The organism is Microvirga sp. GN3 (genome assembly GCF_055792825.1).
Window position 1 is genome coordinate 22934 of the sequence record NZ_JBVVAK010000045.1, and the last position, 15558, is coordinate 38491.

General features: G+C 59.0%; 16 protein-coding genes and 1 pseudogene. 11 read left to right on the forward strand and 6 right to left on the reverse strand.

Going from position 1 to position 15558, the window contains the following annotated elements:
• The first annotated feature begins 1 nt into the window (after position 1).
• From ACS5Q1_RS21180 to ACS5Q1_RS21190, 3 genes are all read left to right on the forward strand, one after another.
• Entirely contained in the window at positions 2–871 is an 870-nt protein-coding gene (locus tag ACS5Q1_RS21180) for a class-II aminoacyl-tRNA synthetase family protein (protein WP_473100028.1), read from the forward strand.
• Positions 872–881: 10 nt separating this feature from the next.
• A complete protein-coding gene (locus ACS5Q1_RS21185) occupies positions 882–1145 on the forward strand; it encodes an acyl carrier protein (protein ID WP_473100029.1) in 264 nt (87 codons plus the stop codon).
• A gap of 808 nt (positions 1146–1953) precedes the next feature.
• Positions 1954–2616, forward strand: coding sequence for a 4'-phosphopantetheinyl transferase family protein (locus ACS5Q1_RS21190; protein ID WP_473100030.1), 663 nt, complete (start codon positions 1954–1956; stop codon positions 2614–2616).
• Positions 2617–2792: 176 nt separating this feature from the next.
• Here ACS5Q1_RS21190 and ACS5Q1_RS21195 read toward each other — a convergent pair whose 3' ends face one another.
• Entirely contained in the window at positions 2793–3095 is a 303-nt protein-coding gene (locus tag ACS5Q1_RS21195; protein WP_473100031.1) for a DNA -binding domain-containing protein, read from the reverse strand.
• Between the two features lie 125 nt (positions 3096–3220).
• Between ACS5Q1_RS21195 and ACS5Q1_RS21200 the strand changes: the two are divergent.
• Positions 3221–4576, forward strand: a pseudogene (locus ACS5Q1_RS21200) (IS1380 family transposase).
• A gap of 171 nt (positions 4577–4747) precedes the next feature.
• On the opposite strand, the gene ACS5Q1_RS21205 reads toward ACS5Q1_RS21200, so the two are convergent.
• Positions 4748–5499, reverse strand: a protein-coding gene (locus ACS5Q1_RS21205; protein ID WP_473100032.1) for an IS5 family transposase whose coding sequence is annotated in 2 segments (ribosomal slippage) — positions 4748–5169 and positions 5169–5499 — 753 coding nt in all. Because the reading frame shifts where the segments join, the coding sequence is not laid out codon by codon here.
• A 562-nt stretch (positions 5500–6061) separates the two neighbouring features.
• Between ACS5Q1_RS21205 and ACS5Q1_RS21210 the strand changes: the two genes are divergently transcribed.
• The 6 genes from ACS5Q1_RS21210 (at position 6062) to ACS5Q1_RS21235 (ending at position 11205) form a co-directional block, all read left to right on the forward strand.
• Positions 6062–7150, forward strand: coding sequence for an IS110 family RNA-guided transposase (locus ACS5Q1_RS21210; RefSeq protein ID WP_473100033.1), 1089 nt, complete (start codon positions 6062–6064; stop codon positions 7148–7150).
• 364 nt (positions 7151–7514) lie between these two features.
• Positions 7515–9044, forward strand: a complete 1530-nt coding sequence (istA, locus tag ACS5Q1_RS21215; protein WP_473100072.1) for an IS21 family transposase — start codon at positions 7515–7517, stop codon at positions 9042–9044.
• 11 nt (positions 9045–9055) lie between these two features.
• Positions 9056–9793 (forward strand): IS21-like element helper ATPase IstB, encoded by a 738-nt coding sequence (istB, locus tag ACS5Q1_RS21220; protein WP_473100034.1) that lies wholly within the window; start codon positions 9056–9058, stop codon positions 9791–9793.
• 273 nt (positions 9794–10066) lie between these two features.
• Positions 10067–10399 (forward strand): hypothetical protein, encoded by a 333-nt coding sequence (locus ACS5Q1_RS21225; RefSeq protein ID WP_473100035.1) that lies wholly within the window; start codon positions 10067–10069, stop codon positions 10397–10399.
• Positions 10396–10728: a hypothetical protein gene (locus ACS5Q1_RS21230; protein ID WP_473100036.1), complete on the forward strand. Its 333-nt coding sequence runs from the start codon at positions 10396–10398 to the stop codon at positions 10726–10728. The genes ACS5Q1_RS21225 and ACS5Q1_RS21230 overlap by 4 nt, the downstream gene beginning before the upstream one ends.
• 12 nt (positions 10729–10740) lie before the next feature.
• On the forward strand, positions 10741–11205 hold the full coding sequence (locus ACS5Q1_RS21235; protein ID WP_473100037.1) for a hypothetical protein: 465 nt from the start codon (positions 10741–10743) through the stop codon (positions 11203–11205).
• A gap of 215 nt (positions 11206–11420) precedes the next feature.
• On the opposite strand, the gene ACS5Q1_RS21240 is transcribed toward ACS5Q1_RS21235, so the two are convergent.
• Positions 11421–12659, reverse strand: coding sequence for an AAA family ATPase (locus ACS5Q1_RS21240; protein WP_473100038.1), 1239 nt, complete (start codon positions 12657–12659; stop codon positions 11421–11423).
• A 7-nt stretch (positions 12660–12666) separates the two neighbouring features.
• Positions 12667–13044 (reverse strand): hypothetical protein, encoded by a 378-nt coding sequence (locus tag ACS5Q1_RS21245; protein ID WP_473100039.1) that lies wholly within the window; start codon positions 13042–13044, stop codon positions 12667–12669.
• 254 nt (positions 13045–13298) lie between these two features.
• Between ACS5Q1_RS21245 and ACS5Q1_RS21250 the strand changes: the two genes are divergently transcribed.
• On the forward strand, positions 13299–13688 hold the full coding sequence (locus ACS5Q1_RS21250; protein ID WP_473100040.1) for a hypothetical protein: 390 nt from the start codon (positions 13299–13301) through the stop codon (positions 13686–13688).
• 189 nt (positions 13689–13877) lie between these two features.
• On the opposite strand, the gene ACS5Q1_RS21255 is transcribed toward ACS5Q1_RS21250, so the two are convergent.
• Complete coding sequence (locus ACS5Q1_RS21255; RefSeq protein ID WP_473100041.1) at positions 13878–14852, reverse strand: DUF4424 domain-containing protein; 975 nt, start codon at positions 14850–14852, stop codon at positions 13878–13880.
• A 162-nt stretch (positions 14853–15014) separates the two neighbouring features.
• Positions 15015–15380 carry a hypothetical protein gene (locus tag ACS5Q1_RS21260; RefSeq protein WP_473100042.1) on the reverse strand — a complete coding sequence of 122 codons (366 nt, stop codon included), beginning with the start codon at positions 15378–15380 and terminating at the stop codon, positions 15015–15017.
• Positions 15381–15558: the final 178 nt, after the last annotated feature.

Consider the following 15558-nt stretch of genomic DNA (forward strand, 5'->3'; position numbering starts at 1 on the left):
TATGTCGTTCTTGTCCCGCCTACTCGATTCGGGCATCTTTTATCCAACTGGCGTGCAAGGCGTTTATGGGAAGAGCAGGACATTTGAGAAGATCATTAGTGGGCTCGAGCGTGTTCTCGACGACTATGGTAGGCGATTAGAAGTCGAGGCCATATTTTACCCGCCTGAAATGAGCCGCGCGACACTTCAAGAAAGCGGATATTTCCGATCCTTCCCAAATCTACTCGGTGGCATCAATACCGTTTGTAACTGCGAGAAGCCTCCCGCAACATTCTCTGCGTGGGATGCGCAAAGTCAACCAGCCAACTTGGCCCTCACGCCGGCGGCGTGCTACCCATTGTACCCGTTATTGGCTCAGCGCGGCCCCATTCCTTTGGCTGGCACCATGAGCATGGTGCAGTCTTTTTGCTTTCGTGCTGAACCATCTATGGAGCCGCATAGGCAACAGTCCTTCAGAATGAGAGAGTTTGTTCGCGTCGGGACGCCCATGCAGGTCGAGGAGTTTCGCAATGACTGGTACGATCGAGCGGAGAGATTCATTCTTGATCTCGGACTGACAGGAATCCGTGTGATCGCCAGCGACCCTTTTTTTGGCAACGAGGGGGAGATTTTTAAGGTCGATCAACGCAATCGAGCGTTGAAGTACGAGATGATACTACGGGTCAGTGAGGACAGCGAAGCTGCATGTATAAGCTTCAATAACCACCTAGACAGCTTTGCGCGTAAGTGGAGGCTGAGGAGTGAGAACGGAGGTGAAGTCCACTCAGGCTGCGTAGCATTTGGTCTTGAGAGAATTGCGCTGGCGCTACTCCATACGCATGGACTTGAGCCAGCAGCATGGCCTGCAGCACAGCGTGATCTTCTACAATGAGGGGAAATAGATGAAAACCTCCAGTATCTTATCGCAAGTCAATTGTGTCATCGCGGAGTTTCTCAACGAACGCGAGATTGTCGTTGCACCTGCCGTTGATGAGCCTCTAGATCAGATCGGACTTTCTTCTATTGACTTCGTGCAATTGATTTTCGTGGTTCAAGATACGTTTTCAATCGCGCTTCCTCACAACGAAATAAAGCTAGAAAACTTCGCCACCGTAGGATCTATAGTCGCGTTGATAGAGAGATTGGGTGGCTCCGTTGGCCCTTGAACAATAACGTTTGTAGAGTTGATGCTATTTATCTAACGAGGCTGATCATGGCAGGGCGCGTCGGCCCGCTTGATCTCTTTTTCCGGATGAAGAATTCTAGCTTCTCCCCCTTGCCGGGCGGGTACGGGCGTAATCCTCCGGTAATAGCAGCGGGATGGCAGCACAGATCACAGACCGATGAATTCTGCGGTGTAGCGAGCTGAGCCGTCAACTCGACGCTGGCGATGCCTGGGTGGAGTGAGCCAAGCGCCTCCAATCCGTCGAAAGCTTCGTGTTTCTCACACCGAAATTCGAGTTAATGCGCGAGAACGGCCCGCGTTGGTCTCTGTCATACAGCCGTGGAAACGTATTGACTTGCTCCCCTGAAATGTTCTCGGTTTGAGGTTAGTACAGGAATTACATCTTTTGTTTGTAGCCTGAGGCGTGTGCCATCGCTTGATGCGCGCGGCGCCATGCGGACCAGGCAATCATGACGGCAGGCTCGCCTCGGTAACGTTGCGGAACCTCCCGACCTATGAGCACGCCTAATGGCTTTCCGACGATCCAGCGCACGTTGGGGATGGCACGCTCGGTTTACTGACTGCGGCACTGCGGGTTGAATCTTGTAATGATTTCTGCTCTCACCCTTTCAGTCTGGCGTTTCGGCCAACGTCGGTGACTCAATAACGCGGCTCTATGCGCGAGATGAATCGCTCTGTTATCGGGTCCGTCTCAACCGCGTTCCTTTTAGGCGGAACGTATCGTCCTATATCCTACAAGGCAGGTGAAGCATCTTGACCGGATTATCTAGCAACGGTTCGGTGAATTCATGATTGTCGGTGAGCTTCAAGAAGACTGCCCATTTGTCCTGCCGGATCTGGTATGGCGCGCCGTAGACTTCAGGCACGTGGCCGCGCCGCAAGTCACATACGGTAGGGGCGAGGCGACTCTCCGAGTTAGCCTGCCCGAAATATTGCAGCACGCCACGCCGAAGCGCCAGGCAGAGTTTCTTGCAGGTCGGCTTTGCGCCGCCGACGCGCTCAGGTCGCTCGGCTTGCCCCAATATGTCGGCATTGATGGGCGCTCGCCGGTTTGGCCCGACCGATCCACTGGTTCTATCAGTCATAGCCCTAATCACGCTATCGCAGTAGTCTCGACGGTATACACTGCACTTGGAGTAGATTGCGAACCGCTGCTGAGCTTGGATCAAGCGAAAAAATTACATCACCTGTTCTTGTCTGGAACTGAAATGGCAAAATGCCCGTCAGAGATGAACTTTGGGACCTACGCCACCATCGTCTTTTCGGCAAAAGAATCGTTCTACAAAGCAGTTTTCGCTCGTATCAGACGGGTTTTGGAATTTTCTGAGGCCACGCTCATTGATATCGCTCACGGCACCCTGACGCTGGCGTTCGAGGGGCGGCGGTACCGGGTCCACTGGCGCATCTCCAGAGGAGTCTGCCTGACGTTGATTGCGGAACCCACTATGTAAGCTGCTACTTACGTGAAAGATTTCAACCAACAACCTGCTCACCCAGCACATTTGGCTGCCCCGAGTAGATGGATCGAGTGACATTGATTCAGATTCGGCTGGGGCGCCAGCTTGGAAGCCGGGACCAGTACCTCTGGTGCTGGTCCCGGCCGCCAGAGGATCAGCATAGCGTTGGGTCAGCTAGGGGGACGGCCGAGTAAGTGACGGTAGCCAGTGTGCGCCATCCACTGCGCCCGCGCTAGATGACTATCGTGGACGCGGCGAGCGCGCTCGGGCTCGAGGCCAGGATCGATTCCAAACAGAATTTCGGCAGCCTCGCGCCAATCGGCTCCGTCTGCCGCGGCATCAAGCGGCCTGAGATAGAGCTTGGTGTGGCTGCGATCATAGCCGGTTAGTGTCTCGCTTGCCGGCGGACTGTCAAGAAAGTCATCTGCCATTTGGCGCTCCCCACGCGTTGACGTGTCTTTTTGCACCCGCATGCTAGCCGTTCTTATGCACGAGACGGCAGGAAAGGGCTGGCGGATGTAGCTTAAGCATTTGAAGCAGCGTAGGATTTGGTTGCTGACACCTGTCCTGCAACACCTTCAAGGCTGCCACACCCGCCATGACGGACGATACAACTGCGACGTTCCCGTTTCCAGCTGTTAGCCGCAAGAAGATCACCGCCGCTTTCGATGGGGGACGCCTGTCGTCCGACGGCGGCGTCATGCTCCTGGCCCAAGCCGAGCGCCGGCTCGGCATCGCCGAGCGGCTCGCCTGCTTCATCCCGGATCGGCGCGATCCGACCCGCGTCAGGCATGCTGTGGCGGACATGATCCGCGCCCGCATCTTCGCCATCGCGTGCGGCTATGAGGACTGCAAAGACTTCGGCCCGCTGCGCGCCGATCCGGCGTTCAAGCTCGCCTGCGGACACTTGCCGGAAACCGGGGCCGATCTGGCCTCGCAGCCAACCCTCTCACGCCTGGAGAATGCCCCGAGCCTGCGCGATGCCATCCGGTTGACCTATGCTCTGATTGACCAGTGGATGGAAAGCTACGCCACCGCGCCGGACGGCGTTGTGCTGGATATCGACGACACCTGTGACGTGGTGCATGGCCATCAGCAGCTGTCACTGTTCAACGCCCATTATGACGAGCGCTGCTTTCTCCCCATCCATGTCTATGACAGCGCTACGGGTCGGCCCATCGCCGTCGTGCTGCGGCCGGGCAAGACGCCCTCGGGCGTCGAGGTGCGGGCTCATTTACGCCGGATGGTGCGGCGCATCCGGACGCGTTGGCCTCTCACCCGCATCACGATCCGCGGCGACAGTCACTATGCCCGTCCCGAGGCTATGGACTTCTGCGAGCAGAATGGCCTCAGCTATCTCTTCGGGCTGGCTGGCACCCGCCCCCTCATGGCCAAAGTTTAGGATATGGCCGATGCGGTGCGCACCCGACGGGCGATCGAGGATCGCGAGGTGGTGCGGGATTTCGCCGAGACGACACACCGGGCCAGGAGCTGGTCGCGCGAGCGTCGCGCGGTGGCCCGCATCGAGGCGACCCGCCTGGGGCTCGACATCCGCTTTGTCGTCACCAACCTGACCGGCACCAGCCCGCGTATCGTCTACGAGAGCCTGTACTGTGCCCGCGGCCAGGCGGAGAACTGGATCAAGGTCCACAAGGCGCAACTCGCCTCCGACGGGACGTCGTGCCGGCGCGCGGTGGCCAACCAGGTCCGGCTCGTGCTGCACACGGCCGCCTATTGGCTGATGCTGTCCATGCGCGAGGCCATCCCGGCCACTCGCGATCTCGCCCGGGCCGAGTTCGCGACGCTGCGGCTTCGCCTGCTCAAGATCGCCGTGCGGGTGCAGGAAGGCGCCAGCCGCGTCCGGCTGGCCTATGCCTCGTGCTGCCCGGACGCGGATCTCGTCCGTCGTCTTGCGGGGGCTCTCGCACCCCGGCCACGGGCAGCCTCGCCCTGAGCGATGGGGCTGCCATCGCCCCGATCATCCCATCCGATCCCTGCAAACGCGTTCCCCACGTTCCAGACCTCGCCGCGGTGCAAGAAACGCAGCGGATCCGCACGCCCGCGCTGCAGATCAAATCATCCCGACCAACTCTGGTGAATACGATGGGCTAAGGCTTGTGGGGATTTATCGTGAATTGATGACGGCGGCTGCGAGATAGATCATTGCGGAGAAGCTTTGGTCGGTTTTGTCGGCTCTCATGGCAATGCGCTTGAACTCCTTGAGCCGACAGAAGAAGTTTTCGATGAGATGCCGCCATTTGTAGAGTTCGCGATCGAGCGGCAGTGGTCGTGCGCGTCTTGGGTGCTGAGAGATGACGATCTTGGCACCGCGCGCATTGAGATCGGCGATGATGGTATCGCTGTCAAAGGCCTTGTCGGCGATGAGACCACCGAAATCGAGACCTTCGATCAAGGGCTCGACGCCGACCGTGTCGAAGCGATGGCCGGGCAGGAGTTCGAAGCGCACGAGATTGCCGAGCGCGTCGGTCAACGCAAGAATCTTGGTCGTCATGCCACCCTTGGAGCGGCCGATGGCCTGGCTCTCAGTCCCCCTTTTGCGCCTTGTCCGTGGCGGTGAACCTTGACGATGGTGGCGTCGACCATCGCGTATTCCATGTCGGGTTCGTCCGAGCAGGCGTGGAAGAGCTTCACAAAGATATCGGCCTTGCGCCAGTCGCTGAAGCGGCGAAACGCCGTGCTCCAGTTCCCGAAATGCGCGGGCAGATCGCGCCATGGCGAGCCGGTGCGCACGATCCACAGCACGGCCTCCACGAAGCGGCGGTTGTCGCTGCCGCTGCGTCCAGGGTCGGTGGGCTTACCCAGACAATGCGGCTCCATCTTCGCCCACTGGGCGTCCGTCAATACATAGCGATCCATCAAGAGCTTGAATCATAATCCCAAGCTCTCGTGAATCCCCACAGACCTTAGTGCAATGGAACAACGACCCCGATCTCAACAGGAGAGTCGACCTGAAGAAGCTAGCGGGCTTCCAGTGGGACGACTTCTGGCAGAGAAGCAGCCCTGACATCCGCGGAGACGTGTCATCGGAATCCGACATCGACGCGTATCTGGCCACCCCGAGCAGCAAGAGCTTCTCGATCTATGCCATGAGCGACTCGGCGCTGCTCGACAGGATCCACAACATCCAGATAGTAAGTATGCCTTGGCCAGTGTTCCTGGGCGGCCTGACCCTCACAGCGATCGACCGTTTAGTGTGGCTGGCGCCGCGAGGTGTCCCGGCGTGGCCTGACCCGCACTCAGATCGACCACGATCCGTGTCTTTCCCTTGACCTGTCGGCCGCCCGGGAGCCTTGCGGTGAGGTTTGCCTCACCGATGCATGTGACCCGAGAAGGGCCTGACGTCCTGTCGCGTTACTGTCCTGTCCAGGCATACGGTCTTGGTGAACCGTTGATCCACGGTCGAGCCAGGAGAGCCGGTATGGAAGGTGGTCAGGAGGTTGTATCGCGTCTCGTCGTAGGCGGCGTCGATACGCATAAAGATCTTCATGTCGCCGCTGTCGTCGATGAACAGGACCGTGTTCTCGGGACCCAGTGCTTCGCGACAACACGACAAGGATATCGGCAGATGCTCGCCTGGATGCGGTCCTTCGGACCGCTCCGGTGCATCGGCGTTGAGGCCACAGGCACATACGGCGCCGGGCTCCTGCGTTACATGCAGAATGCTGGTGTCGAGGTTCTGGAGGTGACAACCCCAGATAAACATGACCGTCGCAAGCGTGGAAAGAACGATGATCTGGATGCTCAGAACGCAGCCCATGCGGCCTTTGCCGGCAAGCGCACCGTCACGCCCAAAACCCGTGACGGGATGATCGAGTCCCTCCGGGTCCTCAAAGCCTGCCGAAAGACGGCAGTCGCTGCCCGGCGCGTTGCGGTGCAGATGATCCACAACACGATCATCTGCGCACCCGACGAACTTCGGGACGCCTTGCGCAAGATGACCCGCATGCAACTGGTCAGGACCTTGGCGGCCTGGCGGCCGGATCTGACAGATTATCGCAACGTCATCTCCGCCTACAGGATCAGTCTCAAGTCGCTGGGTCGCCGATATCTCGAACTGCACGACGAGATTGCTGACCTGGACGCCATGATCGGCGCGATTGTCGATGAGCTCGCCCCCAATCTGGTGGCTCGGAACTCGATCGGTCAGGGCGGTGCTGCGCAGCTGCTCCTGACGACCGGGGATAACCCGGAGCGTCTGCATTCTGAAGCGAGCTTCGCCGCGTTATGTGGCGTAAGCCCGGTTCCTGCTTCGTCCGGCAAGACGACGCGCCACCGCCTCAACAGGGGCGGTGATCGAGCCGCCAACAGTGCCTTGCACATCATCGCCATCGGGCGGCTCCGGACCGACCCGCGAACCAAGGCCTACATGGCGAAGCGCGTCGCTGAAGGCCATTCCAAGCTTGAGGTCATCCGGTGCTTGAAACGGTACATCGCTCGTGAGGTGTTCACCCTGATCACTCAGCGGCGAAAGGAGATCAACCAGGCTCGTACACCGCTTGACATTTAGAAGGGCGTCAAGGGCGATACGATCGGCTTGAAGCTGGTGGTCGACCTACAGGACGTACACCTCACCGAACGGACCCAGGTCCAGGCGACCATCACCGATCCCGATGGCCAGCACAATTCCTGTGCCGTGCTGGATGTCTTGGCGAGAAATCCGTTTAACCGGGAACCCTCCGTGCAAATTCCGAGGCAATCCGCCCCCTGATTCCGAAATCATTCCGCCCCCCAATTCCGAGAATTAGTCGCCCCCTGATTCCGAGATAAAGCCGCCCCCTTTTTGGGAAGTTGGCCTGGGTGATCTGCCGGTGCGAAGTTCGTCCTTTTCGAGTGAGAAGAGGAAGGACTGGATGCCAGCGGAGAGAATTGAGATGCGGCGTGTCCGCGAGATATTGAGATATCGATTTGAACAGGAACTCGGCCACAAGGCGATCGCGCTGCGGGTGGGAGCCGCGCCGTCTACGGTACGCGAGACGTTGCGTCGTGCGGCTGCCGCCGGTCTGTCGTGGCCTTTAGGGAATGAGGTCAGCGACGCGGTTCTGGAAGCGTCACTCTACAAGGCGGCCGGGACGAAGACAGGCCACCGCCGCTGCGTCGAGCCGGATTGGGCGCAGGTTCACCGCGAGCTGAAGCGCAAGCATGTGACGCTGCAAATCCTTTGGGACGAATACATCAACCGTCATCCGGATGGATATCGTTACAGTCGTTATTGTGACCTTTATAGCGGCTGGGCGATGAAGCTGCCGGTGACGATGCGCCAGGATCATGTTCCCGGCGACAAACTCTTCGTCGACTATGTCGGCGACACGGTGACGGTGATCGTCGATCGGTTGACCGGCAGGACACGCCAGGCGCATCTGTTTGTTGCGGTGCTCGGCGCATCCAGCCTGTCGTTTGCGCAGGCGCGCTGGAGCGAGACGCTCCCCGACTGGATCGAGTGCCATCTCCTGGCGCTGGAGTTTTTTGGCGGCGCGCCGGCTTTGCTGGTCCCGGATAATGCCAAGGTGGCCATCATCAAGGCATGTCACTTCGATCCGCAGGTCAACCGCACTTATGCAGGTATGGCGGCGCATTACGGCAGCGCTGTTCTACCGACGCGGCCGCGTCGCCCGCGCGACAAGGCAAAAGTTGAAGCGGCGGTTCGCATCGTCGAGCGTTGGCTGCTGGGCCGATTGCGCCATCGCGTCTTCTACAGTCTGGTCGAGGTCAATGCGGCGATCGCCGCATTACTTCACGATCTCAACAATAAGCGGGTTCTGCGACGCGTCGACTGCACACGACGTCAACTGTTCGAAGAGCTTGATCGGCCGGCTTTGCGACCGCTTCCTGTCGAACGCTACGTCTTTGCCGAATGGCGTATCCGGCGCGCCGGGCTGGACTATCACGTCGAGATCGAGCGGCATTACTATTCCGTTCCTTATCGCTTTGCCCGCGAGCAGGTCGAGGCACGCATCACCGCCAATACGATCGAGATCTTCCACAAAGGTGAGCGCATCGCCGCCCATAGGCGCTCCAGCGGCAACGGCAAGCACACGACGGTCCCCGAGCACATGCCCTCGTCGCATCGCCGTTTTGCCGACTGGACGATAGAACGCATCCAACGAGAAGCAGCCGCCATGGGACCGGATATCGCGCTTTTGTGCGAGCGCATCCTGAATGACCGGCCACATCCCGAACAGGGCTTCAGAGCCTGCCTCGGGATCATCCGCCTCGTTAAAAGCTTCGGCCGCGACAGGGTCAATGCCGCCTGCGCCCGTGCTCTTGAAATCGGGGCGCGAACCTACGGCTCAGTCCGTTCCATCCTCGACAATCATCTCGATCGAACCCCTGCGTCAGCGGCAGCCACGTCGCATGAGCCCATCCACCACGCCAACATCCGCGGACCTCGCTACTACAACTAAGGAGAACGAAAATGCTTTCCCATCCAACCCTCGACAAACTGAACGCCCTGGGCCTGGCCGGCATGGCCAAGGCTTTCAACGAACTGGCCGCCATCGGCGAAAGCGAACAGCTCTCACATGCTGAATGGCTCGGATTGTTGCTTGAACGGGAATGGAGCTCCCGCCATGACCGGAAGCTTGCTGCACGCCTCAGGTTCGCCAAGCTTCGTCACCACGCCGCCCCTGAGGATATCGACTATCGTAGCGAGCGCGGCCTCGACCGCGCTCTGTTCATGAAGCTTGTTGGCGGCGACTGGATCGATGCCCATGACAATCTGGCCATCTGCGGGCCGAGCGGGGTCGGGAAAAGTTGGCTGGCTTGTGCGCTCGGGCACAAGGCTTGCCGAGACGATCGATCCGTTCTCTACCAGCGCGTCCCAAGGCTCTTTGCCCAACTGGCGCTCGCCCGGGGCGATGGGCGCTATGCCCGCCTGCAGCGAACGTTGGGGCATGTGCAGCTTCTCATTCTGGACGATTGGGGCCTCGAACCCCTCGACGAGCAAGCCCGGCATGATCTCCTTGAGATTCTCGAAGACCGTTACGGGCGTCGTTCCACCATCATCACCAGCCAGCTCCCCGTGTCAGCCTGGCATGAGGTTATTGGAAATCCGACCTACGCCGACGCCATACTCGACCGCCTTGTTCATAATGCCCATCGCATCGATCTCAGCGGCGAAAGCTTGCGGCGAAATCAATCCCGAAAAGCTTGACTTCCTGCACCAATGAACTGACAACAATCATCGCCTGCAGACCCCACCAAAAAGGGAGCGAGATCATCCCGGAAACCGGGGGCGCAATCATCTCGGAACAAAGGGGCGGCTTCATCGGAATCGGCACCCTCCGTGCCCGGCTTCAGTTGTGACCCGGTGAATCCCCAGGATCCCGCAGCAGTAGAGCGGGCAAGGAACCTGCTGTGCAAGCCGGTCATCCTTGGCACCTTCCGGTTCGTAGCGAACGATTCCTATACAGGTTACGCGGCCTGCATGTTCACGAACACCTGCCTAGATGGTGGCTCGTTCGGGAACGACGGCGGCACCGGCGCCCTGTACCGCCATGGCCTCCCGGACTGGGTGCGGACTTGGGTGCCGATCCACGAGCTCGGACACACCTTCGGGCTCTGCCACGTCGATGGGTTGGACCGCATCATGGTCAACCCGAAGGACCATAGCTGGTGGAGCGGGTGGCTGATCCCGGAATACCTCTGCTTCAGCGGCGAGCCTCAGTTCAGCCACGACGAAGCAAGGAGGGTCTGGGACTATATCATAGCGAACTTCCCAATCGACTGCCTCGCTAACAGGCATGTTGTCGTGACATGAGCAGGATCAGCGACGATCGTAGCTTGCGGCTAGCGCTGACGGCGCTGCCGGCCCATGAGGCGGCGGCCGTGAAGCGGCGGCTCGACGCGCTTCGTACCGACTGCGGCTGTCGCCTTGGGGCGATCGTCATGCTCGGCGCGACGGGACTCTGGGTCGCCCGTATGGTCGTGGCGCCGGTTGCCGGGCGGTCCTGGCTATCCACGGTCGCCCTGGGATTGCTCGTGCTCTTCACCAGCACATTGATCGGCAAGCTGCTGGGAATCGCGCTGTCACGCATACGTTTCCACTTCGCGGTGCGAAGCCTGAGGCGGCGGGTTCCCCTTGAATAAAAGGACTGGTGGATGGTAGAACCCGTCATCGTTGAAGGTGAATGGCGGCCTCAGAGCCGCTACGAGTCACATTTCACGCTATTCATCAATGGCGAGTGCCGGATCGATTACGAAGTCGGCAACCTGTTCCAAGAGGGGCGGGTCACAATGAATGGCCGGGCGCATCGTATGCGCTACAGGTACATCAGGAATACGCTCATTTGTGAGGGTTCGGGTGCGAAGCTGGGGCTCGCCTCACTGAATTTCTTCGGATGGCACATTGAGGTCCCGAAACGATCACGGCTGCAGGTGAACCAGTTCCGAGTCTGGGACGAGAGCACTGGGATATCTGAGATCCTCTACGAGGTGTCTCATGGCCGTTTCCCATTGGATACCGTGAGATTCCGAGCCTTGGACGGCCCGGATTTCTCGACAATTTCTGTCCTTGCCTTCGAGACTATCCGCCGGATCACTTACGTGGATGTCCCCCGTGACTAATGCAGCCTCCTCAACGGGCGGCTGCGCCAGGTTTCGCAAGGGGTTGAGTGGCCACTTTGGTAGCGGCAGTGGCCGCTGAGGGAGGAGGCGGCGAGGCAATCAGGAGCATGCCCGTAGATGCAATGGCGAGGATGAGGCACCAGCGCCAGACCGACGCCTCATTCCAAAGCCTCCGGATAGGTCGGGGAACCAGCCGATCGAACATGGTGCTCCTCCTATCCGGTGATCGTCACCTGGACCCTATCAAGGTCCGATTCATCTATCGTGAGCTTGACGCGGCGAGCGCCCTTCTGCCTGGCCTCGATCAGGACATCGGCAATGCGTTTTTCGAGGGCTCTGATCACCGCCCGTACACCGCCGGCAGTCTGCAGAACCTCGGCGCGCTGCATGGCTTCGAACAGGATCATGTCGTCGATGCCGCCCTCGTCGAGCTCGATGCCGTAACTCTCGACGATGTTAACAATTTGGATGATTGCCACCCGGGCAAGGTCGAGCCCGAAAAGCGGATTGAAAACGAACACCTCATCAATTCTGCTCAACACCTCGGCCGGGAAACCGGCTTCTTTGAGCACGTTGTGAACCGCAGTCAGGAGCTTATCGCGGTCGGTGATCTCCCGAGCCAGTTCGCCAATCCGGTCTGCGGCCGCATTGGTCGTTGCGACAAAGATCGCCCGGTTGGTTGGCACTTTCTGGCCAGTCGAGGCTTCGGTTACGAATCCATCATTCCAGGCGGTCAGGAACCGCTTCTGAACGTCGACATGTGCTTTCTCGATTTCATCGAGAAGCACTAGGGAGTTCTCCTGATCCCGCAGGCCGCCTGTCAGCGTTCCGTACCTGTCCGAGCCCGAGTATCCCGGAGGAACGCCAAACAGCCGTTCGGCGCCGGCGGGATTGCTGCAGGTCGACATATCTTCGAAGATGAACCCGCGCTTCAGGTTGCGGGCAAACTGCTTGCCCATTTCGGTTTTGCCCACGCCGGGAGGGCCAACGAATAGGAAGACGCCGACGGGCTTGTCACGTGCGACCTGTGCAAGGCGACGACGCAGGGTTGCTGCGACTTCATCGGCTACGAGGTCCTGGCCGACAACCTTCCGCTTGACCGCGGCAGCAAGCGCGGTCGCATCGAGGTATTCGGAACGCTGCACAGCGGCGAGACGTGCGAGGAGGCCATCCTTGTTGGTGTAGCGATCGAGAAGGTCCATGATGATCCGCAGCCACCTGGGTGGCAGTCCTTTGACGAAGATTGCGACGAAACGGGAGGTAAGACGGGTTTCGTGGGCGAGCCCTACAAGGACCAGAACCCAGGTCACGATAGCAATACCGACGAACCAATCGAAGTAGGAGCGCCCATAGAGGGGCAGATTGGTCATGAGAAAGATGGCCGTGATGTAGAGGGCGAGAAGGGTGAACCCGACCTTCACGATGAAGTATGGGAACGAAAATGACTTCCTCATCGGCTCCTCACTGCGCGGTGACGGGCTGATACCGGATCTGAAGACCCGGTCCGTACTGCACTCCATAGCGACGGCCAGCGGACTGGCTCCAGCCTTCAGCCTCTGACCAGGCGGCGAGGTCGGCCTCGCTGCATTTCGCAAGGTCGATCACCTTGGGAACCTCGGTGACTGTGACATCGACATAGCGCCCCTTCATGTCGCGATCGGCATAGAACCGGACCTGATCGCCAACCTTTAAACTCTTCCAGCGCTCATATCCTGGCCACGATGGAAATCGTGTCGTCGAGCTCCGCTCGCCTGCCAGAATGGCGTCGAATGTCGTCTTCGATTTCAGACCCGACCGTACATCGCGTCCGTAAGAGAAATACATCGTCGCCTTGAGCATGCTCATCATCCTTTTTGCGGGATTTCTGATTTGAGTTTTCGCTGCTCCTTCCCGTCATATGATCTTGTAATTCGTTCTGCGGAAATAGATGTGACTTTGAATCACTAATGGTTAAAAATGAGGCCCGCCAAGGGTTTGCACCGATCCCGTCCTGTTGCTTCTCACGGCGTGACACGCTGTCCCGTTGACCATTCCTGACGGTTCCTATTTTGTTCTAACTCTTATCAGAACAGAGAATAGGAGCCGTTGGGGCCATGATGGACGCGGGGCAAGGGGCCAACTCTCTCAAAGCCGGGGTGACGCAGCCGGAGAAGACTCCCGAGAAGCTGCTCGCCGAGGCGGAGCGTAGGATCAAGAAGCTGGAGGCGAAGATTGCCGATCAGCAGGCGACGATCCGTGCCTTTCGAGCCGAGGTCAGGGATTTTGCCGCCCTCGAGGCAAAGATCATGGACCTGAAAGAGGTCATTGGCGAGCTGAAAGGTGAGATCAAAGAGGTGACCCGCGCAAACCATGAATATGTAGCGCGCTATGAAGCACTTAGAGGCGACACTGCCAATCGGAATGGTAGGTCAAAGTCTCTTAAAGAGGTTGCCGTCACCTTAGATGTGACCGATCGTAAGGGACCTGGTGCTGTTGCGGCATAACTTGTTCGAGGCATCCGCTCTCTAGCCGGCCATCCTTCTGGATGTTGGCGAGTTCAAGATCTGAGCCGCCTTTTAGAGCGGCTTAGATTCAAGGCGTCTTCAAAGACATCGCTACTTCGGCCTTCCAGTATCAAAGGGCTCGGTAAGATCCCGACTGCTATACTCACGAGATAGAGGTAAACTGAACGCTTAGCGGCCGGTGTCGAGGATCAACACGGAAAGGTTCTGTTTGGGCTTGAAGTTCTTCTTGACCATCTGAAACTGTGTCGGGGCAATCTTCTTGACGCCTTCCCCGCAGAAGCTGACCAGATTGTCGGGTCGCCCCTTGTCTACTGTCAGCGTGAAGGTGCCGATGGGACCGGCCCAGTTCGCGCCAGTGACCAGGATGTACTCGAGCATCCGCTGGCTGCCGCCGCCACCCTGTTTGATCTGGCGCGCGGCCCACTTCTTCGACCCGTTGATGAAGTCCTTGTCCATGCAGGAATTCTCGCCGATGAGGTACATGTCATCTTCGGTCTTGGCGTCGATCATCGACTCCAATGAGAGAACAGTGGCTCCGACGCTGGGCTTATACCGATGCTGAATGACTGTGTCCCTCCCAGCTGGGAAGGTCTGCTGCCAGTGATACGATCCAGCCAAGGCCCAGTTCGGGCTTCTTTCATTGTCAGGGTCAAGGAGACCCTCTTTCTCTAGTCGGCTGATAGTCTGCTGATCGAGTTTTTGGAGAGCAGAACCGGCGCGGTCGCTGTATGGCGAGATTGGAAGCTTGAGGTCCCGAAGGATCTGGCTCACATCCCGGCCCTCGATCATGGCTTTAGCCTCGAATTGAACGGGCAGAGGCCGCCCGTCGACAGTAACCGAGAACCGCATTGGATTTGCCTCGGGTCCATCGGGGTAGTCTGCGTCTGACATCGTGACGCGAACCTCCGGCATGGGGAACGCCACTGTGCCTGTGACATCCTGGGAGGTCAGGTTACGGAATCGGTAGGTGACCCGGACTTCCTCAGTCGAGAGGAACAGATCTTCCGAAACCATGCTTACGGCGTCGGTCTGAGTAAAAACGAGCTCGCCGGCGGCAAAGTGGGCCATCGTATCGTTTGCCTGGACCGGCACCGCCGTGGGGCAAGCCAAGGTCAGGGCAGCAACCGCAACGAGGTAACGCATCGAAGAATCCTCGCACCGATGGCGGGCAATATTCTGGAATAGACCATATGAGAAAGGGCGCTTGTGCGAACCTTTCCTGGCCCTGCGACATAGCGCCGTTCTGGGGCAATCTCATCGAGCATGAAAAAAAGCCGCCCGAGGGCGGCTTCTTCATAAGGCCGATTAAGCGGCCTGCTGCATCTCTTCAGCCGCCTGCTCACGCGGGACCGACCGGCCGATAATCCGGAAAACCTGTTTCGCCTTCCGCTCGCCGTCTGCCGGCATCTCGTCGAAGACGCCGAAGACGCGAATGGGCTGGCCTTCCTTTAGCTGCTCGCGAATAGAACTCAGGGCTGCACCACTCGCGGTGTGGAACATGGTGTAGACCTTGTCTTTGCCCTGACGGCGATACTCGCCGATGAAGCTCACGAACTCCGTGCCGTTCTTGTTCTTGCCTTCCTTGATCGTCTTGGGCGTGACCGTGCGCGGGTAGGAGCGGGCGCGGGTCTCGGTGGAAACGGCGGCGGAGGTGGCGGTGTTGTCGTTCATCGAACTCTTCCTTTTGGGGATTGAACCGAGCTTTTGCTCACTATTCTGCAGGAACCTGAATTCTCGTCTTTCTGTCGGAGACCTTCAGATCGTTTTCCGGATGGTGCGTAACCACGCCCTCCGCACCCATTAGAAAAGCCGCCCGAAGGCGGCTTTCTTTATCGTCCCGGGTTATGGG